Here is a 25,621-nt window from a genome sequence, read left to right as displayed (position 1 = left end):
TGGGTAACCAGCCATCGCAGAGCCAGGCAGGTACTGGGCGATGACAAGCCGACCTGTTTGTGAAAGGGCGCCGAAAGGCGCCCTTTGTCGATTCTGGCGTTACTGAACCTTCGCCAAATCCCCTTTCAGCGCAACCCCGGTAATGATCGCCCCTGCGTGGCTCGTTTACGACCAGCGGCGGAAGATCAACGAGGTGTTGACCCCACCAAAAGCGAAGTTGTTGTTCATCACGTACTGGTTGCTCATCTGCCGGAATTCACCGCGCAGGTAATCGAGCTTGCCGCACTGTGGATCGACCTCATCGAGGTTGAAGGTGTGCACGTACAGGTCGCGGTTCATCATTTCGATGCTGAACCAGGACTCCAGCGCGCCGCAGGCTCCCAGGGTGTGGCCGAGGAAGCTCTTCTGCGAGCTGATCGGCATGTGTTCGCCGAACAAACTGTTGGTCGCCAGTGTTTCGGCAATGTCGCCCTGCTCTGTAGCGGTGCCGTGACCATTTACATAGCCGATGGCGCTTGGGTCGAGCCCGGCGTCTTCCAAAGCCAGCTCCATGGCCCGGCGCATGGTGATCAGCTCGGGGCGGGTGGCATGCTGGCCGTCGGCGTTGCTGCCGAAACCGACGATCTCGGCGTGGATGCGGGCGCCACGCGCCAGGGCGTGTTCGAGCTCTTCGAGTACCAGCATGCCGCCGCCCTCACCGATGACCAGGCCATCGCGGCCGCTGTCGTAAGGGCGCGGGCTGGTTTGCGGGGCATCGTTTTTCAGGCTGGTGGCGTAGAGCGCATCGAACACCATGGCCTCGGTCGGGCACAGCTCTTCGGCGCCGCCGGCGAGCATCAGTGGCAGGCGGCCGAACTTGATCGACTCGTAGGCGTAACCGATGCCCTGGCTACCGCTGGTGCAGGCACTGGAGGTCGGGATCAGTCGGCCGGTGAGGCCGAAGAAGATGCTGATATTCGCTGCCGTGGTGTGCGGCATCATCCGCACGTAGGAGTTGGCGTTCAGGCCTTCGGCCACCGAGTTGAGCAACATTTTGCCGAACGCCTTGATCTCGTCGGTGCTGCCGGTGGACGAGCCGCAGGACACGCCCATGCGCCCGTCCTTGATCGACTCATCACCCAGCAGCCCGGCGTCCGCCAGGGCCTGTTCCGCAGCGCCGACTGCCAGCCGCGATACCCGGCCCATGCTGCGCAGTTGCTTGCGCGTCCAGTGGCCGGGCACCTCGAAGTCGTCTATCGGCCCGGCCAGGCGGGTATTGAGTTCGGTAAAGCGATCCCACTCGTGCATGCGACGAATGCCGCTGCGGTTGGCGGCGAAGTTGGCGGCGATGGTGTCCCAGTCGCTGCCCAGTGAGGTGATGCCGGCCATGCCGGTGACGACGACGCGCTTCATCAGCACAGGCCTCCGTTGACGGCCAGAACCTGCCGGGTGATGTACGAAGCTTCCGCCGACATCAGGAAATTCACTGCACTGGCCACCTCTTCCGGGGTGCCCATGCGTTGTGCGGGGATCATTTTCATCAGTTCTTCCACCGGCACGTTTTCATCGAGCATCGCCGTGTCGATCAGGCCGGGTGCGACACAGTTAACCGTGATTTTGCGCTTGCCCAGCTCAATCGCCAATGCCTTGGCCGCGCCGATCAGACCGGCCTTGGACGCGCTGTAATTGACCTGCCCGCGATTGCCGATCAGCCCGGACACCGAAGTAATGCAGACAATCCGCCCGGCGGCGCGACGACGGATCATCGGCATCATCACCGGGTGCAGCACGTTGTAGAAACCGTCGAGGTTGGTGCGCATCACCACATCCCAATCCTCCTCGCTCAGGGCCGGAAAAGCACCGTCGCGGGTCAGGCCAGCGTTGAGCACCACGCCGTAATAGGCGCCATGGGCTTCGACATCGGCTTCAAGGATCGCTTTGCAGCTGGCGCGGTTGCTGACGTCGAATTGCAGGATGCGCGCGTTGCGGCCCAAGGTTTCCACTTCGGCTTTGACGGCTTCGGCGTCCGCCAAGCCGCTGCGGCAGTGCAGCACGATGTCATGCCCCGCTCGGGCCAGACGCAATGCGATGGCGCGGCCAATACCACGGCTGGAGCCGGTGACCAGTACGGATTCAGTCATCACTCGACTCCTTGGGATTCATGCAGATATTGAGCGGCTTGAGGCGGGCGGAACACGTTCAACCGAGCGGTCGCGTGGATGCCGGGGGCGGTGATGTGGCATTCGAATACGCCCATGCCGTTATCGTCTTCCAGCGAGCGTATCCCGTGGATAGTCAGCTCGGTGCCGGCGGGGAAGTGTTCCACGTTGCATTCGAATTTGCGGCTGCCGAGCAGGAAGCCCAGTTCCACCGCATTGCCTTTCTGGCGCGCATGGCAACCGGCATAAGCGGCGACGCTCTGGGCCATCAGCTCGATGCCGACCCAGGCCGGCAGACTGCCGTCGGGGCGATTGAACAGGCCGCCGGGTTTGACGGTGAGTCGGGTATAGATCTGCTCGTCGTCGAACGACAGGATCTGATCGATGAGGATCATGTCGCCGGCATGGGGCAGCAATTCGGCGAGCGGCCAGGTAATCATGAGGCGTCTCCGATAATCAGGCTGACGTTATTGCCACCAAAGGCAAAGGAATTACTCATCAGGTAGCGGGGTGCAATGGACGTCAGGTGGTCGGTCGGGGTCACCCAATGCAACGCCGGCAACTCGGGGTCGGGCTGCCCGTCCCAGACATGGGGCGGCAGGGCATGCTCGTGGTTATCCGCGCTCAGGCTCAACCAGCAGAACGCCGCTTCCAGGGCACCAGCGGCGCCGAGGGTATGGCCGGTCATCGGTTTGGTCGATGAGCAAGGCACGCCTTGTGGAAACAGCGCCGTCACAGCCAGGCTTTCCATGGCGTCATTGTGTTGGGTGGCGGTGCCGTGCAGGTTTAGATAGCTGATTTGTTGGGGTTGCAGGCCTGCGCGGCTCAAGGCTTTGTGCATGGCTTGCCGGGCGCCACGGCCGGTGGGTTCCGGCGCGGAAATATGGTGTGCATCGGAGCTGGCACCACTGCCGAGCAAAGCAATCGGTTGGCCGCCGCTGGCGGTTTTGCTCATCAGGAACAGCACCGCGGCTTCGCCGATATTGATGCCGTTGCGGTTCGCCGAAAACGGGTTGCAGCGTTGCTCGGACACCGCTTCCAGGGCAGAGAAACCGTTGAGGGTCAGCTTGCACAAGCTGTCGACACCACCGCACAACACGGCATCGCACATGCCCAGGTCGAGCAGCCGCTGGGCACTCATCAGCGCGCGGGCGCTGGAGGTGCAGGCGGTGGAGATCACATAGGCCGGGCCGCTCAATTGCAGCCAGTCGGCGAGAAACGTCGCCGGAGCGCCGAGCTCTTGCTGCTGATAGTCATAATCGGCCGGGAAGTGATGCTCGCGGATGTAATGGGCCAGGCCGCGGCTGGCTTCGTCGATGCCTGAGGTGCTGGTGCCCAGAATGACGCCGATACGGTCGCGGCCGTAGGTCTGGATCGCCTGCTCAATGTCTTGGCGAATTTGCAGCGCGGCCTCCAGCAGCAATTGATTGTTGCGACTGCTTTGATGAGCCAGCTCAGCCGGAATCGGTGCCAGCTCACCACGCACCGCCGCCACTGGCAACGAGCGCTCCGCGACCCAGCCGGCCTCGTTGCGTATGCCCGAGCAATCGCCGGCAAACAGGTTGCGGGCGACTTCCTGCTTGTCGCGGCCGAGGGCGCAGATTACCCCGAGGGCATTCAGGTAAGCGGTCATGGCGTGTTTTCGCCTAACGGGGTGACGCGATAGTGCGGGCCTTGGGACACGTTCAATTCAAAGCTCGGTGGTTGCGAAAGACTTGGTTGTGAATAGCGGATGTTCCAGCGCGCTGACAATGACCGTTGCCCGTCATGCTGCCGGGCGGCGGGATAGTTGCCGTGCAACTCGCCTTCGGGGGTCAATGCAAACAACAGGGCGGCGAACAGCTCCCGGGCTTCCGGATTGGGTGGTAGCAGACCGTCGGCTTGCCATTGGCCATCGATCAGTTTCTGTCGTGCCACGGGAATCCCCAACGGGTCCATCATCGACCAGCGAATGCCCGGGCCTTCACGCTGGATCACCAGGAGCCAGTCCTGACGCTGCTCGGCCATCTGCCGTTCGATATGCAGTTGCAGTGGCAACGCCAGGTTCGGGGTTCGCTCGGGCAGCGGCGTCTGACTGGCACAGGCGCTCAGTAGCAGGACACAACCCAGAAGCAGGAAACGGATCATCAGACACTCTCTTCAAGGGGCTTGCGCGCGACCACATTGACCAGGGTTTCTTCCCGTTGGCCAAAGGGTTTTGGCTGGCGCAAGCCGAAGCGTTCGAGCAGGCCGAAATCCTTGGCGCGACTCCACCACAAGTAAGGGTAAGACACGTTTTTCGGGCCGAATTCAAAACCCTGCCGACGAATCATCTCCAGGTAGCCGGCGGCGCTCTTTTGCACGTGCATCGGGTGGCGGAACAACCAGCGAATCACCCACGTATCAATGTAAGCCTCGGTGGACTCGGCGAACAGCAGATAACCGCCCGGCTTGAGCACCCGATAGAACTCGGCCAGGGCCTGATCCTGATCGACAAGATGATGGAAAGTCTGGTGGCAGAACAGCAGATCGACACTGGCGTCCGGCACTTTAATGCTCGCGCAGTCACTGCCGATCAGCTCTACCTCCATGCCCTGGCGGGCCGCTTCTTCGCCGCTCAGGTTCAGGCTGTGAGGGTCGGCATCCAGCCCGATCAGATGCTTGGGCGCGAAGGTCTGGCGCAGGTACTGGAACGACTTGCCCTGGCCGCACCCGGCGTCCAGCAAGACCGGTTTGTTGGGCAATGGCTCGCTGAACAGGCTGCGCAAGTCATTGATCGCCACTCGCAATACGTGGTGCTGCCAGGTGTGGCTGCGCAGGAACCAGAAGCCGAAACGGGTTTCTTCGACGTAGTTGTCGCTCAAATAACTCATGTCGCTTCCCTGGCGCACAGGTCTGAGATCATCCGCAGTCGACGTTTGGCTTCGCTGACGAACGGGTTGCGTTCATCCCAGGCATAACCCGCGAGGATCGAGCTGATCATGCGGCGAATATCCTCTGTACCGCCCTGATAGAAAATCACATCCTGAAAAGTCCCTGCGTACCAGCCCTCGACGTAGCAACGGAAGGTATCGACGCCGCGCTTGAGCGGTTCGGCGAATTCGGTCTGCCAGTCGACGCTTTCACCTTGCAGTTGGCGGTGCAACACCCCGGCGGCCATGCTCGCCGAACGCATGGCAATGGTCACGCCGGAGGAGAACACCGGGTCGAGAAATTCCGCGGCATTGCCCAACAAGGCGAAGCCAGGGCCATGCAGGGTTTTGACGTTGGCCGAATAACCGCCGATGGTCCGCGCAGGGGTATCCCACACCGCATTGTTCAGCACCCCTGCCAGGCTTGGCGTTTCGGCGATGAAGCCGCGCAGGCAGTCGTCCAGATTCTCGGTGCGGCCTGCGAAGTGTTCGGCGGCTGCCACGACGCCCACCGAGCAGCGACCGTTGCTGAACGGGATGGTCCAGAACCAGATGTCGCGCTGGGTCGGATGGGTGGTAATGAGGATTTTTTCCCGTTCGAAAGCCGGGCTGTCGATACAGTCTTCGACGTGGGTGAACACCGCCTGGCGCACCGGAAAGTTCGACGGTGCCTCAAGGTCCAGCAAGCGTGGCAGTACGCGACCGTAGCCGCTGGCATCGAGCACGAAATCGGCCTCGACGCGGTATTGGCTGCCATCTTCGCGAAGCACATCGAGCTGCGGTTTCGCCAAGCTGAAATCAACGCTGACGATGGCTTCGCCGTAACGGACGTCGACTCCCTGCAGTTCAGCCTGATCGGCCAGCAGCTTGTCAAAGTCGGCGCGCTGGACCTGGAAGGTCGTCGGCTTGCCGTTGCTGAACGTCTCGCCGAAATCGAAGGTGCTGTACTGATCGCCCCAGGCGAATGCCGCACCGTTCTTCAACTGGAAACCGGCCGCATTGACCGCCTCGAGCATGCCGGCTTCTTCGACGAAATCCAGGCAGTGGGACAGCAGGCTTTCACCGATGGAAAACCGTGGGAAATGCTGGCGTTCGATCATCAGCACATCATGGCCTTTGCGCTTGAGCAGCGCGGCGGCGATGGCGCCCGAGGGGCCGGCACCGATCACAACCACCTGACGACGTTCCATTTCAACTGTTGGCACGGGTGCTCCTTGCCGGGGCGGCGATGTTCAAAGGGATTCGGTGCATGCCGGCGAGTGCCGGCAGCAGGGTTGCGATCAGGCCCATCAACATCAGCGCGAAATACAGCTCGGGGCTGATGAGTTGTTGTTGCAGCAGCAGGTTGAGAAAGACGATCTCACTCAAGCCGCGGATATTCAGTAAAAGGCTTTCCCGCCAGCGGCTGGCACCTTCAAACGAGACGCCGGCCCAACCGAGACCCAGCCAGTTGCCCAACAGTTTACTGGCGATCGGCAACAACAGGAGCGCGGCCAGTTGCACCCCACCGAGGTTGTCGAGGGCGCTGTGCACGTTAATCTGCACGATGCCGAACGTGAGGATCAACGGGATGGCGATCCAGGTCTGCAAACGACTCATCCACGCCGTTGGCAATGGCAGTATCAGCGACACCTTGAGCGCGGCCATGCACAGCAGGTAACCGATGCCGAAAATCAGCGCATTGAGCTTGAAGTGCTCGGCGACCACCAGCAGCGCGAAGAAGCAGCCGCTGTGCAGCAACGGTTGGCGCAACCCGAGCAGTCGCAGCAATAACGGCAGACAGGCGCCTGCCAGCGGCAGCAAGAGGCTGCTCAGGTGCAGGCTGCCTTGGGCGAACGCGAACAGGGTCCAGCAAGTCAGGTCGATCAGGATCGCGGTCTGCACCAGGCGTCGGGTGGCGGCGGGCGGGTAGTTGATGTGTCGCAGGTACAGGTACAACACCGGAATCGCGGTGATGGCGAACAACAGACCGACCGCCAGCGAGCTGATCCACGGCTGTGGCGGCAGTAACCAGACCGCTGTCGCCAGCCCGCAGGCAAAGGGAATGCAGAAACTCGGCAGGGCGATTTTCAGGCTCTGGCGATCCAGTCGCAGGTCGATCACGTCGCTGAGGATGTGCCCCAGCAGCAAGGCAAAGCTCAGGCTGTAGAGGTTCTTCAGCCAACCCGGCGAGATCAGGTCGGCACCGCTGAGATGCCAGCCTGGTTCGATCCAGAAATACATCAGCAGCGGCAGGCCGAAGGTTGCCAGCAACAACTGGCTGACGATCGGAATCAGACCGAAACGTCGACCGACGTGGGTGGCCATGGCGAACAACACCAGGGCCATGACCCAGAACGCCGCGACCATCATGCTGCTGGCTCCGCAACCGGGGCGGTGTGGACTTGGCGTCCGGCCCACGGCGCCAGGATGAAGCTGTACGCCAGGCCGAGGCTCACCGATAGGCCGAAGTTGCTCACCGCCGGTGTGCTGGACACCGCCAGCAGGCCAAACGATAACCATGTGGTTGCGGCTGCCAGCATGGTGCCCAACAGGCTCGCGGCGGCGCCGCCGATCTGTTCGCGCATGAGGATCGCGTAGTCGACGCTGATGGCTGTCACCAGCAGCAGGCCGAACAGGCTGAACAGCGTCAGCGGCTGCCCGAGCCAGCCGAGGCTTGCCAGGCTGCACAGGGCCGCCAGTAGTGGCAGGGAGACAATTCGCAGTGCGCCACCGAGACCGAATGGCAGAATCAGCACCAGCACGATCAACACGCAGGAGGCGAGTTTCAATTCAGCGGCGCTGATTTGAGTTGCGGCAAATACCTTGTTCAGGTCGCCGAGGCGGTCGACCAGTTGCACACCCGGCAAGTCCAGCGCCTGGACCCGCAACAACGCCGGATTGTTCAAACCTTGCAGGCTGACCATCGCGGCCACGCCGTTATCGGTCGGCCCCAGCCACAGGGTGCGGTAGGGCTCGGCCAATGGGCCGGCCAGGGCCGCGTCGATATCTTCGGTGGGCAGCGCCTGTAGCTTCACCAACTCGGCTTGCAGCGCGTCGGCAGGCACGCCAAGCTCGAGCAACGGTTGCCAGAACTGCGGCAGCTTGCCCAGAGCATCACGCACTTTGCGCTGTTCGCTCGGCGGGCTGACCAACTGGTTGAGCGACAGGTAGCCCTGGAGTTTTTCCAGGTTGACCAACTGATCCAGGCGCTCGCTCAGTGCCGTCTGGCGTTCGAGCAACTCCTGCTGATTGGCCGCGCGCACCAGGAAAAACTGGCTGGTGGGTTGATAGCTGGTGATGCGCGCAATGGTCTGGGCTTCGTCCGTCAGTTGCTGCGGTGCGCCGACCCATTGGCGAATGTCGTTTTTTGTTTGCAACTGCAACAGACCGCCAACACAGAAGGCGATCAACAGCGCCAGCAATACCGGCGTGCGTACGTATTTGAGCAGCGACTCGCGCAGCGCCAGCAAAGACTCGGCAATGCGCATCGGCCATTGCGCCGGACGCAGTTGCGCGCCCTTGAGCAGCGCCGGCAGCAGGCACACCGCTGACAGATAAGCGCCGAGCAGGCCAGCGGCGGAGAACACGGCAATCTGGGTCAGGGCCGGGAACGGCGTCCAGGCCAGGGCCAGGTAGCCGATGCAACTGGTGATCAGGCTCAGCGTCAGCCCTGGCAGGGTCAGGCGCAACGCCGGCCAACTGTGCCAGGGTTTCAGGCTCCAGCTTTTCGACAGGTAATGCAGTGGGTAATCCACCGCCACGCCGATCAGGCTTGAGCCCAGCACCAGCGTCATCACATGCATCTGACCGAACAGTGCCACGCAGGCCACCGCGCCGAACAGCATGCCCACCAGCACCGGGACGAACGCCAGCACCACCCGCCAACGCCGGAAGGCCAGCAACAGCAGCAACAAAATCCCCATCGTGGCGCCGCCACCGACCCAGGTGATCTCGCGCGCGGCTTGCCGTTGACCGCTGGCGGCATACAGCAGGCCGCTGGCAGCGAGCAGTTGCACATCCGCCTGGGCGGCTTCTTCGCGACTGTGCTGGAGCAGGTCAGCCACTTGCAGCGGCAGGTTCATGTCGAATGCGTTGCCGACGGTTCGCGCCCGCAGCATCACCCAGCTCTTGCCGTCGGCATCGGCGACCAGCACGCCGCTGCCGATGTCCAACTGCACCGAACCGCGCTGTGGCTGGCTGTTCTGGATGCGCCCGGTCAGGCCGAGCCAGTCATCCTGGCTCGGCACCAGGCTGAACCCGGTGAAGGGGTCGAACAGGGCTTGTACCCGTTGCTGGATAAAGGCGTCGGGATGCTCGATGAGTTGCTGACGGTCGGCCGCGGACAGCATCGCCAGTCGGCCTTGCAGCAATTGCGTGCGCAGCGCTGGCAAGTCGGCTTGCAGGTTCCACTGGACCTTTTCGAACACGCCGCTGGCCTGCCACTGCTCACCGAGTTTTTGCGCCATGGCGATGGCTTGCTGACGGTCTTTATGGCCGACCAGTACCAGCATTTCCCGGTTCAACGGTTCTTGCATGCGTTGTTCGGCGCGCAGCTCCAGCGCGTCCGGCGCGGTGCCTGGCACCAGTTCCATCAGGTTGGCCGACAGCGGAGTGCCGTCGCGCCACTGCCAACCGGCGAGTGCGAGTACCGCCAGCAGCAGGACCAGGAACAGCCGCGGCAGCATCCGTTCACTCGGCAAAGTCATGTTGCTCCGCATCGCTCAAAGGTTGGGCGCTGGTGCTGTCCTGCATGCGCAACAGGGTTCGGTCACCCTGGGTTTCGAGCAGTTCGATGTTGTGTACCAGTTCGCCGCCGTCAATGTTGATCTGATTGAACACCTGTTTGAGCAGCATCGAACGCGGGGTCAGGGTCAGTTTCCAGTTCTGGGCATCACCACTCAGCGACAGCTCGAAATCCCGTTGCAGGCCACTGCTGTCGCCTTGCAGCACGGCGAGGAACAAACGGTTCTGTTCGGCGCCGGCACTCTTGCTCGGCAGCATTTGCCAGCCGCTGGCATCCCGCCGGGCAATGCCCTTGTCGCTGATGCGGTAATCCTGTTGCAGCGGCGTTTTCAGCAGCCAGAGCAGGCCGTGATTTTTCGCCAGAACGAAGGTGCCCTTGCTGGTCAGTGGCTGGGGCAGGGCGCGCAGGTGTTTTTCCTGGATGAAGTTGCCGTGGATCACATCGGGTTTGGCCAGTTGATCGCTCAGTTGCTGGAGATCGAAGGCCTGGGCCAACGATGAAAAGCCCAGCATAAATATCAAGCTCACACCAATCCCGTAGCAGCTGCCGAGCCTGCGAGGCTGCGTCCGGCGGCGAAGCCGTCGTTCAGGCATATCCGGTGGCGACTGCTGCGCAGTCGAACGCAGGCTTCGCCAGCTGCTACAAAGGAATCGCAAATTCATGGCAGCACCCTTTCAACCGCGTCGGTAAACACCTTGGGCGAAGCCAACTGCATTTCGCGGCTGCTCATGTCGACGGCAACCTGCACTGAAACAGCGCGGGTCAGACGTTCGCCGGTTGCGAGATCGCTGATCAGGTAATTGATCTTCAGTCGGTTCTCCCATTCCACCAGGCTGGCGCGCACATTCAGCTTCTGGCCGAACACGGCGCCGCGCACATAGCGCAACTGCAAGTCGATCACCGGCCAGGCGTAACCCGACGCAACCATGGCGTCGTAGTTGTGGCCGATCCTGTCCAGCAGCGCACAGCGGGCGACTTCCAGGTATTTGACGTAATGGCCGTGCCAGACCACGTTCATGGTGTCGACGTCAAAGAACGGGACGAGGATTTCCGTATCGGTGTGAAGCACTCCCTTGCTACGCATGCAGCCTCCAGTGTTGCTCGGCGATGCGTTGCAGGCACAGGCGCAATTCGCCTTCCAGGGCACGGTCTTCGATGACCGGCGGGAAGTCCTTGGCCAATTCCTCGTGCATCGCGGCCAGGGCCGGTGGCAGTGGACGCGCGTCTTCAGCCTGGCCGCGCAGCCACACGCCTTGATTGGCGGCCAGCAGCGTGGCGGCGGCAACCTGTTCGGTCAGCTCCAGCACGCGGATGGCGTCGCGGGCAGCGATGGTGCCCATGCTGACTTTGTCCTGGTTGTGGCACTCGGTGGAGCGCGAGAAGACGCTGGCCGGCATGGTGTTTTTCAGGGCTTCGGCGGTCCAGGCGCTGGTGCCGATCTGCACGGCCTTGAAGCCGTGATTGAGCATCGCACGGTCGGCGGTGGCGCCGGACAGGTTGCTCGGCAAGCCATGGTTGTAGCGTTCGTCCACCAGCAGCGCGAGTTGACGGTCGAGCAAGTCGGCGACGTTGGCCACCAGGTTTTTCAGGCTGTCCATGGCGAACGCAATGTGGCCGCCGTAGAAGTGCCCGCCGTGCAGCACGCGTTCGGCTTCGGCGTCGATGATTGGGTTGTCGTTGGCGCTGTTGAGTTCGATCTCGATGAACGAGCGCAGCCAGTTCAGGCTGTCGGCCAGTACACCGAGCACGTGTGGCGCGCAACGCAGGGAGTAACGGTCTTGCAGGCGATGCAGCGGCGCGGTCGGCGCGTCGATCGCCAGATCCTTGCGCAGCCACGCGGCAACTTGCATCTGCCCTGGATGGGGTTTGGCGGCGAACAGGCGCTCGTCGAAGTGCTCCGGGTTGCCCTGCAAAGCGACCACGTTCAGCGCGGTGATGCGTGTGGCCAGTTGCAGCAGGTAATCGGCACGGGCGTAAGCCAGGCACGCAAGGCCGGTCATCACGGCGGTGCCGTTCATCAGCGCCAGGGCTTCCTTGGGGCGCAATACCAGCGGTTGCCAACCCAGTTCCTTGTGCACATCAGCCGCTTGCCGGCGTTCGCCGCGGAACATCACTTCGCGCTCGCCGGACAAGGTCGCGGCGACGTAGGACAGCGGCGTCAGATCACCGCTGGCGCCCACGGAACCTTCTTCCGGAATCAGCGGCAGGATGTCGTGTTCGAGGAACGCTTGCAGGCGCTCCAGCAACTCCACGCGTACTCCGGACACGCCCTGGCACAGCGACTGTAAACGTGCCGCCAGCACCGCACGGGTGGCCTGGGCATCGAGCAGTTTGCCCAGGCCGCAGCCGTGGAATGTGTACAGATGACGAGGCAGGGCTTCGACGTGGTGCAGCGGCACCGCCACCACACAGGAATCGCCATAACCGGTGGTCACGCCATAGATCACGCCTTCCTTGTCCAGCAGGGAGTCAAGGAACTGCGGACCCTTGGCAATGCGCTGGCGAAACTCGGGGTTGCCCTGCAACTGCGTCGGCACCTGACGGTTGGCCAGGGCCAGCACGTCTTCGATGCACAAAGGGAGTTCGCCGAAGGTTACCGGCTCAAGCGTTGGCGTCGTCATCGGTCTTCCAGAAAGGGTAAAAGTTGAACCATTGTTGGGGCGCTTCGAGGCAATAGTGACCCAGGCGTTCGGCATAGCGCGAAGCCCACTGATGAATGACCTGTTCGCGCTCGCTGCGTTTCCACACCACCGCCTCGGTGAACGGTTCGAGGGTCAGTCGATAGTCGCCCGTGGGCTTCTTCAGGCACAGCAGCAGATTGACCGGGCATTTCAGCAAACCGGCCAGCAGCCACGGGCCTTGCGGGAACGCTGCCTGGTGACCGAGAAAATCCACCGTCACGCTGCGCCCGCCATGCAGCGGCACACGGTCGCCGGCAATTGCCAGCCACTCGCCGCGCTCCAGGCGCTCATGCAGTTGCAGCATGATCACCGGGTCGAGCTCGCTGACCTGGATCAGCCGCAGATTGGTTGCCCCGGCTTCGCCCAGCAGGCGGTTGAACTGCTCGGCGTGCTTGGTGTGCACCAGCACGTTCATGGTGACTTTCTCGCCGATCTCGGCCAGTGCCCGGCAAACCTCGAGATTGCCCAGGTGCGCGCCCACCAGCATCTGCCCGCGTGTGCCGCGCAGTTTATTGCGCAGCAGCGCCGGGTCGATGATTTCGATCTGCTCGATGCTCAGCTTGCCGTTCCACACGTCGAGTTTGTCGAGCATGGAATCGGCGAAGGCCATGAACTGGCCGAACACCCGCCAATGAGTCGGACGCAATTCGCTGCGCCCGCTCCAGTCGGCGAGCCGCTGCTGGTATTGCCAGGCGCTTTGGCGGGCGCTGCGTCCGAACAGGAAAAAGTACAGCACGATGCCGTAGAGCAGCGGGCTCAGCAGGCGTCGGCCCAGGACCTTTGCGCAGAATGCGGTGAACTTCATCAGCCAGAAACTGCCACGCTCCTGGCGGTCGGCCCAGTGCTGTTTGTCTGCGTTGCCGTTCATGCCCGCCACCGTCGCCAGAGGATCACCGGTGCTCGCAGCAACATGCCGAAGAACAGCCGGGTGTGCATGCTCGTAATCAGTACGTTGTCGTAGAACAGCCGGAAATGTGAAACGCCATCCAGAGGGTAATGGACCCTGGTTTTCAGCCACTGCATCGGCAGATTGCGCCAGGCCAGGCGCACCAGGATGTCGGAGTCGAAGTCCATGCGCTTGCCGATCCTGGCCGAGTCGATCAGTGCCAGGGTTGGCGGTAACGGATAGACACGGAAGCCGCACATCGAGTCGCGAATCTGCAGTGACAGGGTGTTGATCCAGACCATGACGTGAGTCAGGTAGCGCGCGTACAAACGACCTTTGGGCACGCTTGCGTCGTATTGCGGATAGCCACAGATCACCGCCTCGGGATGGTTGCGTGAGTATTCGATGAAGACTTTGACGTCTTGCAGGTCGTGCTGGCCGTCGGCGTCCACCTGCAAGGCATGGCTGAAGCCCAGGCGCGAAGCCTCCCGCAGACCGGTCATCACTGCGCCGCCCTTGCCCTGATTGATGGTGAGCCGGATCAGATAAACCCTGTCGCGCTGCGCCAGTTGGTCGAGTACCTTGGCGCAGGCGGGGCTACTGGCATCGTCCACCAGAATGCATGGCAGGTCACAGGCTAGCAGCGCATCGACCACGGCAGTGATGGCGGTTTCGTGGTTGTAGACCGGGATTATGGCGCAGGGGTTATGCATCGCTGGCAGCCTCCAGCAAAATCCGCCCGCTGGAGCAGGTGGCGGTTTCGTTGCGATAGGCGAAATACAATTTGCCGCGCACCGGGTCGAAGCGCAGGTGCAACTGGATTTCATCGCCAGGGCGCACCAGTTGCTGGAATTTCAGCACTTCCATGCCGGCGAATTTTGCCGGCAGGTCCATCAATTGCTGGCCCAGGCTCATTGCCCACTCCACTTGCACCACGCCGGGCAATACCGGGGCCCGGGGAAAGTGTCCGCTGAAATACGCCAGGTCCGGCGGGACGGCCAGTTGCAGGCTCCACTCACCATCGGCTTCGACCTGCTCCAGCACTTGCGGCGCCTTTGGGCGGGGCGCCAGCAGCAAGGCTTCAACCTCAGCCTGGGGCAGTTTGCCCTGCGCGTTCAGCGGCAACTGCCGCAACAGGCGCCAGCGTCGTGGCAGGGCCAGCGTTTCACAGTGCTGGCTCAAATGCTGACGCAACGCTTGTGTGAGGCTGCGTCGTCCCTGATTGCGCAACGCGTGCATACCTCGCTCGCTGAGCACCAGCAGCGCCCCCAATGAGGCGCGGTTTTCCTGAACCACTCCCAGGCGCGCTTCGGCGACCCAGGCGTGCGCCATCAGCGCGTGTTCGAGCATGGGTAGCGAGATACGTTTTTCTTCCAGTTTGACGATCCGGTCCAGCCGCCCCAACAGCTCGAAACGGCCGTCGGCTGCGATGCGCGCGGCATCGGCGGTGTGTTCGATATGACCTGCCGGCAGGTATGGCGATGCGATAAGCAGGGCGCCATCGCTGTCCTGGCTCAGCTCCACACCGTTGAAGGGCTGCCAGAGATCCTGGCCTTGACGCCAGGCGATGCCGCCGGTTTCCGAGCTGCCGAGGATCTCGGTCGGCCATTGTTGCAGGCGTTCGTAAAGGCTTTGCGAGGCTTCGGCGGGTAACGCGCCACCGGAGGAGAACACTCGGCGCACTGCGCTCAGCGCTGGCCAGTCGAGGTTGTCGCCCATGCGCTTGAGCAATGCCGGGCTGGCGACCCAGGCGAAGGCCGGGTGTTCGCGGCTGGCGCGTTGCAAGTCTTCCGGGAAAGCCAGTTGCTTGGGCACGAACGAACGCCCGGCGCACAGCGGCCACAGCGCCCGAAACAGCAAACCGTAGATGTGCTGGGTGGCGACGCTGCCGATGATGCAGGCTTCGCCCAGATCTGCGCCCCACAAGTGCTCCAGCGCTTCGACTTCATTGGCCAGTTGGCGCAGGGTTTTGTCGATGCGCTTGGGTTCGCCACTGGAGCCTGAGGTGCACAGGCTCAGCTGACAACGATCCAGGTCCAGCGGGTGGGTTGGTAGCGGCGGATGCCGATAATCGCTCAGGTGCGCATCGTCGGTCTGATCGGTCAGCCACAGATCGACCTCGGTCGACCAGCGCTGGCGCGTCTGCGCTTGCAGGTCGGCGGGCAGCAGTACGCTGATCCCGGCACGCCAGGCGCCGAGCAGGGCAATGGCCAGGTCGGCGGCGTCTTCAAGGTGCACGGCGATGCGCTGCACACCCTGGGCTTGCAGGCCGGCAGCCAGGCTCAGGGCCCGGTCGCACAATTGCGCGTGATTCAACGCCGGCTCGGCCGTCACGGCACGCTCCGGCTGAGCCTTGAGCAGCAGTTGCTCAAGTTTTATCCAATTCATGGGTGGCCTCGTACCCGTTGTCGTATCAGCCATTCAATGGCAAACATCAGGCCGATCAATCCATAGGAGATCAGGCCGGTGTACAACATCCACCAGCTCAGCGGCGCCCAAAGGGTCAGGGCGGCGGCGCACAAACCGTTGCAGAGAAAAAACACGCTCCAGGCAATGGTCACCTGGCGGGTGTAGCGAATGGCCCTGGGCGGTAAATCCGGTTCTCGCAGGCGGGCCAGGCGTTCGACCATCGGCGGGCCGTATTTCAGGCTAAGACCGAACAGCACCAGCATGAACGCGCTGATCAGCACCGGGTACCAGCGCAGCAGCACCGGGCTGTCGAACGCTGCCAGCAGCAGGCAGAAGGCGATGGCGACCGTGGACATCCACAGGCTGCCGGGGCGCCGTTCGCCGGTCAGCGCTCGCGCCAGCCACAGGCTGCCCAGCAGCAGACCGAACTGCCACGGGGCAAAATGCTCCATGCCGAAATACACCGCAAAGGGGTACAGCAGGCCTGCGAGCAGCAGGCCAAGGCCGATCAGTCGGCTCATGCGGCGGGCTGAACCAGACGGTAGACCGCCTCGACCACGTCGCTGACGGTACGCACCGATTTGAATTCTTCGGCGGCGATTTTCTTGCCGGTCTGGCGTTTGATGTGATCGATCAGGTCGACCGCATCGATGCTGTCGATTTCCAGATCCTGGTATAGGTTGGATTCCAGGTTGATGCGCTCGGGGTCCAGCTCGAAGAGTTCGACCAGAGCATCGCGCAGGGTGTTGAAAATATCGTCACGAGTTTGCATGGTCCGGTCTCAAGCTGCCTGTTTTGCAGTGACGAACGCCGCAAGGCTCGCCACGTTGCTGAAGTGATTACGGGTGTCCTTGGCGTCGGCATCGATTTTGATGCCGTACTTTTTCTGGATCGCCAGGCCGAGTTCCAGCGCGTCTACCGAGTCCAGGCCCAGGCCTTCGCCGAACAGCGTCTGGTTGTCGCCGATGTCGTCGACGCTGATGTCTTCGAGGCCCAGGGCTTCGATGATCAGCTCTTTGATTTCCTGCATCAGGCTAACGGTGTTCTGATCGCTCATCTTCGGCGAGCTCCTTGATAAAGTAAGAGTGCAAATAGTCGTTGAGCTTGCGCGAGGCCTGGGGTGCAGGGCCTTGCGTAGCGAAGGCCTGTGGGTCTATATCGGCCCCGACGCGAAAACTGAAGTGCACGCGGCGTTTGGGAATCCGATACCAGGGTTCGGCCTTGGTCAATGTGGTCGGGTTGACCTTGATAATCACCGGGGTGAGGATTCTCGCACCACGCAGCGCGATTGCCGCGCCCCCCCGATGAAAGGCCGGCGGCTGGCCGGGGCGGGTCCGGGTGCCCTCGGGAAAGATGATCAGGGTCTGACCGCTTTTCAGCGCGTCGGCAGCGGCGTCGAGCATGTCCATGCTGCCATCGTTGCTGATGTATTCGGTACAGCGTAGCGGACCGCGAGTGAACGGGTTTTCCCAGAGGCTTTTCTTGACCACGCAGTTGGCGTGGCGCACCAGGCCGATCAAAAACACCACATCGATCAGCGAGGGGTGGTTGGCGACGATCATTTGGCCTGGGCGCCCGAGCTTTTCCGCCCCCTGAATGTCATAGGTCAGCACGCCACTGCGCGCCATGAACCGAATGAAAAACCAGAAACACCGGCTGACCGTATGTCGCGCGCGTTGACGATGGACCTGAGCGTCTCCTGGCAGGCAGTTCAACAGCGGGAACACCACCAGTCGCAGGCACAGGCTGCTCAACCCGAACAGGGTAAAGCTTGCGGCGGTGGCCAGCAGGCGCCAGTAGTAGGCGTCGCGGTTTTTATCGGTTACGGGTTGCGTTGCCAGGTCCATACACGATTTTTCCAGGCATGTTGGCAGGTTGTTTGCTGGCCGAGCAGCGTACGCAACAGATTCAGAGCATGGGGCCAGCGGGCTTTGGACAACGTGTGCGGGTCGCTGTTCAGCGACAGTTGCCACTGATTACCGGGGGTGATCAACAGGCCGACCGCATAAGGGAAAGGCACATCATCTATCCAGGCCGAGTAGGCGGCGGGAGGTTGCTCTTCGGTGACGATCAGCAGTACCGCGGGCGCGCCTTCCTCAAGCAGCGCCGCGGCCTCTAGCATGCCGTGTTCAAGGCCATCGCCGGCGGCGGCGAGGGCGGTCATTTCGCTGGTTTCGCCACGCATGATCGACCACAGGCCGATGACCGCGTTGTGCACCGACAGGCTGAACTGGGTGGGCGACAACGGTTGGTCGGTCGCCAGATCGCTGAGAATTTCGAAGGTGCGCGGGGTTTCGCCGTGGCGAGAAATAAAGACCAACGGTAAATCCGGATGACCTTCGGCCAAGGGCCAGCCGACACTGAACGCCATCCGCGCCAGACGGCTGAGTCGCCGACGCTGCATGGCCGGCAGAAACGACACATCCGGGGCGGCATCGCTGGGCTCGAGCACGACCGGTTGTCGGCTCCAGGCCTGCCAATCATCCACGCTTTCAAGCCCAGGGGCCCAAGCGCGCCATTGGGCGATGTTGAAGTTGATCACAGACATTCATCCCGCCCCTGCGGGCTTCCTTTAACGCGGTGAGTCGCAAGAACCGCGGCTGACCTGACGTGGCGCTTAACGCCGAGTGGCGCGCATTATCCCGGTGCTGCGGGCGTGTAGCAAATGCTGGTTACATTTTGCGCAACGAAATGTACCGTCTGGTTCGCGAAAAGCTGTCGTTTGGCCATTATCCACAATGCGGCGGACATGTCTGTCGGCACTGTCGGCTATCAATGGACGAGTTGGCAGCTGTTCCGGCCAGAGATTTGCCTATGACTGTGTAGTCTAGATGCTGGCGAGGTAGCTAAGCAGCGATGTGGACTACTACACTCGGTCATTCTTTGATACACGGAGGTTTAGACATGCGGCGCGTGGTGTTCAATCAGAAAGGTGGCGTGGGCAAATCAAGCATTGCCTGCAATCTGGCGGCGGTCAGCGCCAGCGAAGGCTATCGCACGTTATTGGTGGATCTCGATGCCCAGGCCAACTCCACTCAATACCTGACGGGGCTCACCGGTGAGGATATCCCGATGGGTATCGCCGACTTCTTCAAGCAGACCCTGTCCTCCGGGCCGTTCTCGAAGAAAGGTCAGGTCGACATCTACGAAACTCCGTTCGACAACCTTCACGTCATCACTGCCACCGCCGAGCTGGCAGACTTGCAGCCCAAGCTTGAGGCCAAACACAAGATCAACAAGCTGCGCAAATTGCTCGAGGAGCTGGACGGTGATTACGACCGGATCTACCTCGACACCCCGCCAGCGCTGAATTTCTATGCCGTCTCTGCCTTGATCGCCGCTGATCGCGTGCTGATTCCCTTTGACTGCGACAGCTTCTCGCGCCAGGCGTTGTATGGTCTGTTGGCGGAAATCGAAGAGTTGAAGGACGACCACAATGAAGGGCTGGAAGTCGAAGGCATTGTCGTCAACCAGTTCCAGGCTCGCGCCAGTCTGCCGCAGCAAATTCTCGACGAACTGATCGCCGAAGGGCTGCCGGTACTGCCGGTGTACCTGGCAAGTTCGGTGCGCATGCGCGAATCCCATCAGGCCAACACGCCGCTGATCCACCTCGACCCGCGGCACAAGCTGACCCAGCAATTCGTCGAACTGCACAACCTGCTGGAAAATGCCTGAAAGGCAATCAGATCCCCTGACTGTGCAACCAGCTCATCAACTGCGGTAACGGGAAGGCCCCGCTTTGGCGAGCCACTTCCCGGCCGTTCTTGAACAGAATCAGGCTCGGGATCGAGCGAATCCCCAGCTGCGCCGACAACTGTTGATTCGCCTCGCTGTCCAGCTTGGCCAACCGACACTTGCCCGCCAATTGCCCCGCCGCTTGCTCGAACACCGGCGCAAACGATTTGCACGGCCCGCACCAATCAGCCCACACATCCACCAGCAACGGCAGGTCACCCTTGATCTGACTGGCGTAATCGCCTTGCTTCAGTTCGAACGGCTTGCTCAGCAGGACCTCGGCCTTGCAGCGGCCGCACTTTGGATGATCGTTGACGCGTTCGGCGGGGATGCGGTTCAGGCCGTTGCAGTGGGGGCAGGGGATGAGGAGTGGGTCGGTCATGAAGGAGGTCCTGTTAAGAAGCCGATCACTCCTATGTGGAGACGTTTGCTCATATTTTCAATCGTGCAGCGTCTGGCGATGAAACTAGGCTGAATCGTACTGAGCGAGACCGTTGGTCTGCCGAGAGCTATCGCAACTTGCGATATTTTTGATCTGTGTTTAACTCCCCATAGCAGAATGCGATAAGGATGTTGCATGCATGTGTTTACTGAAAAACCAATTCGTGAGGCCAAGGAAAAGTGGCCGCGGGCAGCCAATGCATTGGAGCAGTGGTATCGACTCGCCAAAGGGAGTAGCCCGGGAGACTTCGCGGCGATGAAGTCTATTTTTCCCGCAACCGACAAAGTCGGCGAGTTTCATGTGTTCGACATCGGTGGCAACAAATTGCGGCTTATCGCTTTTGTCAGGTATCGGTCTCAAAAGCTTTATATCAAGCATGTGCTGGATCATAGCGAATATGACCGCGGTAAATGGAAGGAGGGAAGGGTATGAGTGTCCTAATCAAAAAAGCTGCTGAGCATTGGGAGTTCGTCTCGCCATTGCTTCGAAAACCGAAAAACGAAGACGACTATGACATGTTGGCGCGGGCACTCGATGAATTGCTTGAGATGACCGGCGATGATGAGTCGCATCCGTTGATGAGCTTGGTGGACATCATCGGTGACTGGATTGCGGAGTGGGATCGCAACCATCACCCCATGCGCGAAGCCTCTGGTGCAGAGGTTCTTGGCTATATGATGCGCGAACACGGCCTGAGCCAGAGCGAGCTGCCCGGTGTGGGCACGCAATCGGTAGTCTCGGAGATCTTAAGCGGCAAGCGCCAGCTCAACCTGCGGCAGGTTCGCTGGTTGGCCGAGCGCTTTGGTGTGTCCGTAGAGACCTTTATCTGACAAGCCTCACGACGAACAGCTGATCTCCAGATGTTTGCCCCATTCCGGTGGCCGCTCGGCGTAGCTCTCCATTCCAGGCTGCTCCTCGAACGGATTGCTCAATACCGCGTGCAAGCGACGAACTTCTGAATAGTCGCCGCTTTCCGCCGCATCGATGGCTTTTTGCGCCAGATAATTGCGCAGGATGTACAGCGGATTGACCGCATGCATTCGTTTGCGGCGCTGCTCCTGATCAATCACGCCTTCACGGGCAACCCGGGCGGCGTAGAGCTCGCCCCACGCATCGAAACCCTTGATGTCGACAAAGTCATCGCGCAACCGGGCGACAGCCAGCTCCGGTGCCTCATCGCCCAGGCGGCGGAAGAACAGGCTGTAATCGACGCCGCTGTTCTGCATCAGTTGCAGCAGCTGCTCCAGCAGTTTCTGGTCGTCGTCTTCGGCGGTAGTAAGGCCGAGGCGGCGGCGCATCAGGTCCAGGTAGTGGGCCTGGAACAGTGGCAGGTACAGGCCGAGGGTTTCGCGCAGGGCTTCGACGCTGATGAACGGTGTCAGGGCCTGGGCGAGGGCGCTGAGGTTCCACTGGCCGATTGGCACCTGGTTGCTGAAGGAATAACGGCCCTGGTCATCGGAGTGGTTGCAGATGAAGTGGGCGTCGAAGTCGTCGAGGAAGGCGAACGGGCCGAAGTCGAAAGTGATGCCGAGGATCGACATGTTGTCGGTGTTCATCACGCCGTGGCAGAACCCATAGGCCTGCCATTTGGCGATCAGTTCGGCATTACGCTCGACGATATCGCGGAACATTGCCAGGTACGGTTCCGGCTGCTCCAGGCAGTGCGGGAAGTGCATGGCCAGCACGTGCTCACCGAGTTCTTTCTGCTGCTCGGGGCGCTTGGTGTAGTAGAAAAATTCGAAGTGCCCGAAACGCACATGGCTCGGCGACAGGCGCAGGACCATGGCCGCGCGCTCCTGTTTCTCGCGCCAGACCGGCGTGTCGGAGCCGATCACGCACAGTGCGCGCGTGGTGGGAATGTTCAGGGCATGCAGGGCTTCGGAGGCAAGGAACTCGCGGATCGAGGAGCGCAGCACCGCCCGTCCATCGCCCATGCGTGAGTAAGGCGTCTGACCGGCACCCTTGAGGTGCAGGTCCCAATGCTCGCCGGCTTCGTTATAGACCTCGCCCAGCAACAGGCCGCGACCGTCGCCCAACTGCGGGTTATAGGAGCCGAATTGATGCCCGGAATAGACCATCGCCCGCGGCTCGGCTTCGGCCCACAGCTTGTGGCCGCCGAACAGCTCGGCGAATACTGGTGTTTCGGCCTCGGCCGGGTCCAGGTCCAGCAGCGCCATGGCGGCGGGGCTGGCGACCACCAGTCGCGGAGCCGCAATGGGCTCAGGCAGTACGTGGGTTGAGAACGCATCGCCCAGGCGGGCGAAGCGATTGTCGAAGGTCAGTTCGTCGAGGGCTTTCAACGGCCATCTCCAGCAGAATGTCCGAGCATTCTGCTAGGGATAGCGCGCTTAGTCGAGTTCGACAGGCGGTGGCTCTTGCCGCGGTTTGCTGGTGGGTGCCGGAACAATGGTTTTGGTTTCCGGCTCAACCGGGACCATTTTGTATTCCTGGCCCTGAAGGTTCTTGAGATAGACCTCCATCTGCCGGAACGAGATGTTGATGTGCTGCTTCTTGAACTCGCGGTTGATGAAGCGGTTGACCTCATCGAGCACCGGGTTACGGTCACCGAGGTCGCGCACATGCATGCGCAGCTCGTGGTCGAGGGTGCTTTCGCCGAAGTTCAGGAAGTACACGTGGGGTTCCGGGTCCTTCAGCACACGCGGGTTATCGCGTGCGGCCTTGAGCAACAGTTCTTTCACCAGGTCCAGATCCGAGCCGTAGTCGACGCCGAGCTTGAGGGTCACCCGGGTGATGGTGTCGGTCAGCGACCAGTTGATCAGTTGCCCGGTGATGAACGTCTTGTTCGGGACGATGATGTCCTTGCGGTCGAAGTCGGTGATGGTCGTGGCACGGATGCGGATCTTGCTCACCGTGCCCGACAGGTTGCCGATGGTGATGGTGTCGCCGATCCGCACCGGGCGTTCGAACAGGATCATGATGCCGGAGATGAAGTTGGCGAAGATTTCCTGCATCCCGAAACCGAGACCCACCGACAGCGCTGCCACCAGCCATTGCAACTTGTCCCAGCTCACGCCGAGCGTGGACAGGGTCGAGACGAAACCGACACCGGCGATCACATAGGACAGCAACGTGGTCGTGGCGTAGGAACTGCCCTGGGCCAGGTTGAGCTTGGACAGCACAAACACTTCCAGCAGACCCGGCAAGTTGCGCGCCAGCGCGAAGGTGATGCCGATGATGATCAGCGCGCCAAGCATGTCGCCGATGCTGATCGGCACCATGCTCATGTTGGCGCCGGTGCCGCTGGTGTATTCGTAGAGGGTGATGTTGTCCAGGTACGAGAACACCGAGATCAGGTCCGACCAGACCCAGTACAGCGCCGCGATGAAACCGCCGAGCAGGGCCAGGCGGATCAGTCGCAGCGACTGCTCGTTGACCTTCTCGATGTCCAGGGTCGGCTCTTCGATCACCGCTTCGCCGTCGCCGGCCTCTTTCGCGGCCTGGCGTTTGGCCAGGGCGCGCTGATAGGCCAGGCGCCGTGCCGCAACGCTGAGGCCGCGCACGAAGGTGGCTTCGATCACCAGCCAGAACATCAGCAGGTACAGGGTGTTGATCAACCGGTCGCTGAGTTTCAGCGCGGTGTAGTAGTAGCCGAAGCACACGGCGACGAACAACGCGATCGGCAGGACGGTGAACATGATTCCCACGGCCTTGCGGAACAGCGAGGCGTTTTCATGGTTTGGGCTGCTGACCAGCAAGCGGCTGAGCAGCCAGGTCATCAAGGCGTAGCAGGTCAGCACCACCGGCATGCCAAGCACGTCATCGGCCAGCGCCGCCGGTTGCAGCTCGGCGACCGCCACTACAGTCACCAGGGCCATCACCACCAGCCCGAGCCGGCGAATCCAGCCTTGAAGGAATTCGACCTGGGGCTTTTCCCAACGGAAATGCAGTTCGGCCACGCCACCCGGCGCGAGGATGCGGTAGGCGGTGTAGAACACCAGCCAGGCCTGGGCCATCTGCAACAGCGCTGCGCCCATGTTGGCGTTCTGGCCGCGGGCGTCGATCTGCAAGGCCAGGCCGCACAAGGCCAGGCCCAGGGAAACCGGCATCGCCAGCAGGATGTTGATCAGAATCGCTTGCGGGGTGTGCCACTGGCTGTCGCGTTTGAAATGGCCGATGTCCTGGTGAACTTTGTTCAGGCGGGAATAGAGATTTTTGCGGCGCCACAGCAGCGCGCCGATCAACAGGGCCAGTGGCAGGAACAGCAGCGGTCGTTGCGTCAGGCCATCGGTCAATTCGCTCAGGCTCGAAGCCCACGGCAGGGTAGTGACCTGGCGTTGCAGGCGTTCCGGCACGCTGTGCATCCACTCAAGATCCAGCGGTTTGTTGCTGGGAATCCAGAACATCTGCTCGTCCAGCGTAGCCCGCAGACTTTGCGCGGTGCTGAGCAGTTGTTTCTGATTGAGTTGCAGCGTGATGGATTCGTTGAGCACCGCGCTCAGTTCGCGATTCAAGCGCTCCAACAGGTCAGCGCGGGTGTTGGCCAGGTCCAGCAGGCTCTTGCGCAGTTGCGGGGTGACTTGCTCGGGTGGTTGAGTCGCCAGCAGGTTATCGACGTAGGTGATCGGGTTGCTGAGTAGTTCCCGTTGCTGGCTGACTTCGAACTGATACAGGCGAATGTCGGCAATCTGGTCGGCCAGGTCGCGGTCGAGCCTTAGACGCGGCAGGGCCTGTTTCTGTTTGTAGAGAATCTTGGAGAGCAGCAGGCTGCCCTTGAGCACGTTGATCTGTTCGTCCAGCGCCGAGTCGCTCTGGGTCACGCTGTCCAGTTGCTGCTTGGTCTGCAGGTTCTGTTGAGTGACTTCGTTGAGGCGGTCGGTGCTTTTGAGCAGGTAGTCGGAGAGCTTCAGGTTGGCCGCGCTTTCGGTGGCCAGCAGGCTACTGCCGCCGGCCTTCTGCGCCTCGATGGACTGCTGGGTCACGGTCTCTTGTGACTGGGCCAGGCGTTTCTGGTTGATCAGGGTTTGCAGGTCCTGGATCTCCTGATCCAGGCGATCGGACTTTTCTGACAGCAAGTCGTGCTGGCTGTTGCCCAGGTCCTGCAACAGGCTGTTGCCGGCCAGTTCCTGGCGGCGCAACGGGATCAAGGCGTTCAGTGCCGCGAGTTCGGCGTTGAGCTGATCGCGTTGCTCGGCGGTCAGGGTCTTGCCGCTGTCCTTGCCAAGTTTGAGGATGTTGTTGATCTGCTGGATGCGCGTCTGGCTGGCAGAGATCTCGGCCTGGGCGCGCTCGGGGCGGGTCTGGGCGGTAATGATCAGGCTGTTCGCTTCGGCCAGGGCTTTCTGCAGGTCGCTTTGTTGAGTGGAGCGTTCGGTCAGCAGTTGCTCAAGCTGCTGGATCGTCTCTTTGGTATAGCGTTGCCCCACCGGCACCACTTTGGTGGCCTTGAGGCGGGTCAGCTCGCGCTGGTTCTCGATGTTCTGCCTTGGAGCGTTGGTCAACTGCTGTTTGAGATCGATCAGCTTCTGGTCGTAATCACGCCGGTTGTTGAGCTGGGTGAGCGTGCTCTGCAGGACCGCTTGCAGGGCTTTTTGATCGGCCTCCGGCAGTTTGCGGTCGGCGATCTTGTCCAGGCTCGCTTGCACGGCTTCGCTGGACGGCGGCTCGGCGGCTTGCAGCGTGTTGATGGAAAGACTCAAGCCCAGCAGGGCCATGATGAAAAAGGTACGCAGAGTTGACATAGAGACCGATCGAA

26 protein-coding genes are annotated in these 25,621 nt (G+C 61.6%); 3 read left to right on the top strand and 23 right to left on the bottom strand.

The annotated features are described in order from the left end of the window. Positions 1 to 165: 165 nt before the first annotated feature. From F475_RS11140 to F475_RS11045, 20 genes are all read right to left on the bottom strand, one after another. Positions 166 to 1,392 (bottom strand): beta-ketoacyl-ACP synthase, encoded by a 1,227-nt coding sequence (locus tag F475_RS11140; protein WP_018928604.1) that lies wholly within the window; start codon positions 1,390 to 1,392, stop codon positions 166 to 168. Then, a complete protein-coding gene (gene fabG, locus F475_RS11135) occupies positions 1,392 to 2,120 on the bottom strand; it encodes a 3-oxoacyl-ACP reductase FabG (RefSeq protein ID WP_018928603.1) in 729 nt (242 codons plus the stop codon). Before fabG ends, F475_RS11140 begins: the two co-directional genes overlap by 1 nt. Beyond that, entirely contained in the window at positions 2,120 to 2,578 is a 459-nt protein-coding gene (locus F475_RS11130; RefSeq protein ID WP_018928602.1) for a hotdog family protein, read from the bottom strand. The genes fabG and F475_RS11130 overlap by 1 nt, the downstream gene beginning before the upstream one ends. Beyond that, positions 2,575 to 3,771: a beta-ketoacyl-[acyl-carrier-protein] synthase family protein gene (locus F475_RS11125; protein ID WP_018928601.1), complete on the bottom strand. Its 1,197-nt coding sequence runs from the start codon at positions 3,769 to 3,771 to the stop codon at positions 2,575 to 2,577. Before F475_RS11125 ends, F475_RS11130 begins: the two co-directional genes overlap by 4 nt. After that, positions 3,768 to 4,265 (bottom strand): DUF3261 domain-containing protein, encoded by a 498-nt coding sequence (locus tag F475_RS11120; RefSeq protein ID WP_018928600.1) that lies wholly within the window; start codon positions 4,263 to 4,265, stop codon positions 3,768 to 3,770. The genes F475_RS11125 and F475_RS11120 overlap by 4 nt, the downstream gene beginning before the upstream one ends. Beyond that, positions 4,265 to 4,990 carry a class I SAM-dependent methyltransferase gene (locus F475_RS11115; RefSeq protein WP_018928599.1) on the bottom strand — a complete coding sequence of 242 codons (726 nt, stop codon included), beginning with the start codon at positions 4,988 to 4,990 and terminating at the stop codon, positions 4,265 to 4,267. Before F475_RS11115 ends, F475_RS11120 begins: the two co-directional genes overlap by 1 nt. Next, on the bottom strand, positions 4,987 to 6,234 hold the full coding sequence (locus F475_RS11110; protein ID WP_111453917.1) for an NAD(P)/FAD-dependent oxidoreductase: 1,248 nt from the start codon (positions 6,232 to 6,234) through the stop codon (positions 4,987 to 4,989). Before F475_RS11110 ends, F475_RS11115 begins: the two co-directional genes overlap by 4 nt. After that, positions 6,221 to 7,381 (bottom strand): sodium:proton antiporter, encoded by a 1,161-nt coding sequence (locus F475_RS11105; protein WP_111453916.1) that lies wholly within the window; start codon positions 7,379 to 7,381, stop codon positions 6,221 to 6,223. Before F475_RS11105 ends, F475_RS11110 begins: the two co-directional genes overlap by 14 nt. Further along, positions 7,378 to 9,717 (bottom strand): MMPL family transporter, encoded by a 2,340-nt coding sequence (locus F475_RS11100; protein ID WP_111453915.1) that lies wholly within the window; start codon positions 9,715 to 9,717, stop codon positions 7,378 to 7,380. Before F475_RS11100 ends, F475_RS11105 begins: the two co-directional genes overlap by 4 nt. Then, positions 9,701 to 10,267 (bottom strand): outer membrane lipoprotein carrier protein LolA, encoded by a 567-nt coding sequence (locus tag F475_RS11095; protein WP_111453914.1) that lies wholly within the window; start codon positions 10,265 to 10,267, stop codon positions 9,701 to 9,703. The genes F475_RS11100 and F475_RS11095 overlap by 17 nt, the downstream gene beginning before the upstream one ends. A 146-nt stretch (positions 10,268 to 10,413) precedes the next feature. Next, the gene (locus F475_RS11090) at positions 10,414 to 10,839 is read right to left on the bottom strand and encodes a thioesterase family protein (protein WP_018928594.1); all 426 of its coding nucleotides are present in this window, start codon (positions 10,837 to 10,839) and stop codon (positions 10,414 to 10,416) included. Further along, positions 10,832 to 12,376 carry a histidine ammonia-lyase gene (gene hutH, locus F475_RS11085; RefSeq protein ID WP_018928593.1) on the bottom strand — a complete coding sequence of 515 codons (1,545 nt, stop codon included), beginning with the start codon at positions 12,374 to 12,376 and terminating at the stop codon, positions 10,832 to 10,834. Before hutH ends, F475_RS11090 begins: the two co-directional genes overlap by 8 nt. Next, a complete protein-coding gene (locus F475_RS11080; protein ID WP_018928592.1) occupies positions 12,357 to 13,304 on the bottom strand; it encodes a glycosyl transferase in 948 nt (315 codons plus the stop codon). The genes hutH and F475_RS11080 overlap by 20 nt, the downstream gene beginning before the upstream one ends. Continuing rightward, positions 13,301 to 14,035: a glycosyltransferase family 2 protein gene (locus F475_RS11075; protein ID WP_018928591.1), complete on the bottom strand. Its 735-nt coding sequence runs from the start codon at positions 14,033 to 14,035 to the stop codon at positions 13,301 to 13,303. Before F475_RS11075 ends, F475_RS11080 begins: the two co-directional genes overlap by 4 nt. Next, positions 14,028 to 15,710, bottom strand: coding sequence for an acyl-CoA synthetase family protein (locus F475_RS11070; RefSeq protein ID WP_111453913.1), 1,683 nt, complete (start codon positions 15,708 to 15,710; stop codon positions 14,028 to 14,030). Before F475_RS11070 ends, F475_RS11075 begins: the two co-directional genes overlap by 8 nt. Beyond that, positions 15,707 to 16,252 carry a membrane protein gene (locus F475_RS11065; RefSeq protein WP_018928589.1) on the bottom strand — a complete coding sequence of 182 codons (546 nt, stop codon included), beginning with the start codon at positions 16,250 to 16,252 and terminating at the stop codon, positions 15,707 to 15,709. The genes F475_RS11070 and F475_RS11065 overlap by 4 nt, the downstream gene beginning before the upstream one ends. After that, on the bottom strand, positions 16,249 to 16,503 hold the full coding sequence (locus F475_RS11060; protein ID WP_111453912.1) for an acyl carrier protein: 255 nt from the start codon (positions 16,501 to 16,503) through the stop codon (positions 16,249 to 16,251). The genes F475_RS11065 and F475_RS11060 overlap by 4 nt, the downstream gene beginning before the upstream one ends. A 9-nt stretch (positions 16,504 to 16,512) precedes the next feature. Next, the gene (locus tag F475_RS11055) at positions 16,513 to 16,788 is read right to left on the bottom strand and encodes a phosphopantetheine-binding protein (RefSeq protein WP_018928588.1); all 276 of its coding nucleotides are present in this window, start codon (positions 16,786 to 16,788) and stop codon (positions 16,513 to 16,515) included. Then, positions 16,766 to 17,578 (bottom strand): 1-acyl-sn-glycerol-3-phosphate acyltransferase, encoded by an 813-nt coding sequence (locus F475_RS11050; protein ID WP_018928587.1) that lies wholly within the window; start codon positions 17,576 to 17,578, stop codon positions 16,766 to 16,768. Before F475_RS11050 ends, F475_RS11055 begins: the two co-directional genes overlap by 23 nt. Then, positions 17,554 to 18,279 carry a beta-ketoacyl synthase chain length factor gene (locus F475_RS11045; protein WP_064615949.1) on the bottom strand — a complete coding sequence of 242 codons (726 nt, stop codon included), beginning with the start codon at positions 18,277 to 18,279 and terminating at the stop codon, positions 17,554 to 17,556. The genes F475_RS11050 and F475_RS11045 overlap by 25 nt, the downstream gene beginning before the upstream one ends. 356 nt (positions 18,280 to 18,635) lie before the next feature. On the opposite strand from F475_RS11045, the gene F475_RS11040 reads away from it, so the two are divergent. Further along, positions 18,636 to 19,406, top strand: coding sequence for a ParA family protein (locus tag F475_RS11040; RefSeq protein ID WP_018928585.1), 771 nt, complete (start codon positions 18,636 to 18,638; stop codon positions 19,404 to 19,406). A 7-nt stretch (positions 19,407 to 19,413) separates the two neighbouring features. Here F475_RS11040 and trxC read toward each other — a convergent pair whose 3' ends face one another. Then, positions 19,414 to 19,848 carry a thioredoxin TrxC gene (trxC, locus tag F475_RS11035; protein ID WP_018928584.1) on the bottom strand — a complete coding sequence of 145 codons (435 nt, stop codon included), beginning with the start codon at positions 19,846 to 19,848 and terminating at the stop codon, positions 19,414 to 19,416. Positions 19,849 to 20,043: 195 nt separating this feature from the next. On the opposite strand from trxC, the gene F475_RS11030 reads away from it, so the two are divergent. Both F475_RS11030 and F475_RS11025 read left to right on the top strand, forming a co-directional pair. Then, on the top strand, positions 20,044 to 20,340 hold the full coding sequence (locus F475_RS11030; RefSeq protein WP_018928583.1) for a type II toxin-antitoxin system HigB family toxin: 297 nt from the start codon (positions 20,044 to 20,046) through the stop codon (positions 20,338 to 20,340). Continuing rightward, positions 20,337 to 20,738, top strand: a complete 402-nt coding sequence (locus F475_RS11025) for a type II toxin-antitoxin system HigA family antitoxin (protein ID WP_018928582.1) — start codon at positions 20,337 to 20,339, stop codon at positions 20,736 to 20,738. The genes F475_RS11030 and F475_RS11025 overlap by 4 nt, the downstream gene beginning before the upstream one ends. 6 nt (positions 20,739 to 20,744) lie before the next feature. Here F475_RS11025 and selO read toward each other — a convergent pair whose 3' ends face one another. Together selO and mscK are read right to left on the bottom strand one after the other, a co-directional pair. Next, on the bottom strand, positions 20,745 to 22,208 hold the full coding sequence (selO, locus tag F475_RS11020) for a protein adenylyltransferase SelO (protein WP_111453911.1): 1,464 nt from the start codon (positions 22,206 to 22,208) through the stop codon (positions 20,745 to 20,747). A gap of 48 nt (positions 22,209 to 22,256) precedes the next feature. Further along, entirely contained in the window at positions 22,257 to 25,607 is a 3,351-nt protein-coding gene (gene mscK, locus F475_RS11015; RefSeq protein ID WP_111453910.1) for a mechanosensitive channel MscK, read from the bottom strand. Positions 25,608 to 25,621 lie beyond the last annotated feature (14 nt).

Origin of the sequence: Pseudomonas sp. URMO17WK12:I6, from assembly GCF_003253625.1 — a bacterium.
In the GTDB taxonomy this organism is placed as follows: domain Bacteria; phylum Pseudomonadota; class Gammaproteobacteria; order Pseudomonadales; family Pseudomonadaceae; genus Aquipseudomonas.
This window is presented reverse-complemented; position numbering and strand designations above follow the sequence as displayed.

Bases quoted from the DNA above. Each gene is read 5' to 3' on its own strand.
- F475_RS11120 (WP_018928600.1), bottom strand. From the start codon at position 4,265: ATGATCCGTTTCCTGCTTCTGGGTTGTGTCCTGCTACTGAGCGCCTGT.
- F475_RS11075 (WP_018928591.1), bottom strand. From the start codon at position 14,035: ATGCATAACCCCTGCGCCATAATCCCGGTCTACAACCACGAAACCGCC.
- F475_RS11045 (WP_064615949.1), bottom strand. From the start codon at position 18,279: ATGTCTGTGATCAACTTCAACATCGCCCAATGGCGCGCTTGGGCCCCT.
- F475_RS11055 (WP_018928588.1), bottom strand. From the start codon at position 16,788: ATGAGCGATCAGAACACCGTTAGCCTGATGCAGGAAATCAAAGAGCTG.
- mscK (WP_111453910.1), bottom strand. From the start codon at position 25,607: ATGTCAACTCTGCGTACCTTTTTCATCATGGCCCTGCTGGGCTTGAGT.
- F475_RS11090 (WP_018928594.1), bottom strand. From the start codon at position 10,839: ATGCGTAGCAAGGGAGTGCTTCACACCGATACGGAAATCCTCGTCCCG.
- F475_RS11040 (WP_018928585.1), top strand. From the start codon at position 18,636: ATGCGGCGCGTGGTGTTCAATCAGAAAGGTGGCGTGGGCAAATCAAGC.
- F475_RS11025 (WP_018928582.1), top strand. From the start codon at position 20,337: ATGAGTGTCCTAATCAAAAAAGCTGCTGAGCATTGGGAGTTCGTCTCG.
- hutH (WP_018928593.1), bottom strand. From the start codon at position 12,376: ATGACGACGCCAACGCTTGAGCCGGTAACCTTCGGCGAACTCCCTTTG.
- F475_RS11080 (WP_018928592.1), bottom strand. From the start codon at position 13,304: ATGAACGGCAACGCAGACAAACAGCACTGGGCCGACCGCCAGGAGCGT.
- F475_RS11070 (WP_111453913.1), bottom strand. From the start codon at position 15,710: ATGAATTGGATAAAACTTGAGCAACTGCTGCTCAAGGCTCAGCCGGAG.
- F475_RS11105 (WP_111453916.1), bottom strand. From the start codon at position 7,381: ATGATGGTCGCGGCGTTCTGGGTCATGGCCCTGGTGTTGTTCGCCATG.
- F475_RS11140 (WP_018928604.1), bottom strand. From the start codon at position 1,392: ATGAAGCGCGTCGTCGTCACCGGCATGGCCGGCATCACCTCACTGGGC.
- F475_RS11125 (WP_018928601.1), bottom strand. From the start codon at position 3,771: ATGACCGCTTACCTGAATGCCCTCGGGGTAATCTGCGCCCTCGGCCGC.
- F475_RS11130 (WP_018928602.1), bottom strand. From the start codon at position 2,578: ATGATTACCTGGCCGCTCGCCGAATTGCTGCCCCATGCCGGCGACATG.
- F475_RS11115 (WP_018928599.1), bottom strand. From the start codon at position 4,990: ATGAGTTATTTGAGCGACAACTACGTCGAAGAAACCCGTTTCGGCTTC.
- F475_RS11050 (WP_018928587.1), bottom strand. From the start codon at position 17,578: ATGGACCTGGCAACGCAACCCGTAACCGATAAAAACCGCGACGCCTAC.
- F475_RS11100 (WP_111453915.1), bottom strand. From the start codon at position 9,717: ATGACTTTGCCGAGTGAACGGATGCTGCCGCGGCTGTTCCTGGTCCTG.
- F475_RS11030 (WP_018928583.1), top strand. From the start codon at position 20,044: ATGCATGTGTTTACTGAAAAACCAATTCGTGAGGCCAAGGAAAAGTGG.
- F475_RS11065 (WP_018928589.1), bottom strand. From the start codon at position 16,252: ATGAGCCGACTGATCGGCCTTGGCCTGCTGCTCGCAGGCCTGCTGTAC.
- fabG (WP_018928603.1), bottom strand. From the start codon at position 2,120: ATGACTGAATCCGTACTGGTCACCGGCTCCAGCCGTGGTATTGGCCGC.
- F475_RS11060 (WP_111453912.1), bottom strand. From the start codon at position 16,503: ATGCAAACTCGTGACGATATTTTCAACACCCTGCGCGATGCTCTGGTC.
- trxC (WP_018928584.1), bottom strand. From the start codon at position 19,848: ATGACCGACCCACTCCTCATCCCCTGCCCCCACTGCAACGGCCTGAAC.
- F475_RS11095 (WP_111453914.1), bottom strand. From the start codon at position 10,267: ATGCTGGGCTTTTCATCGTTGGCCCAGGCCTTCGATCTCCAGCAACTG.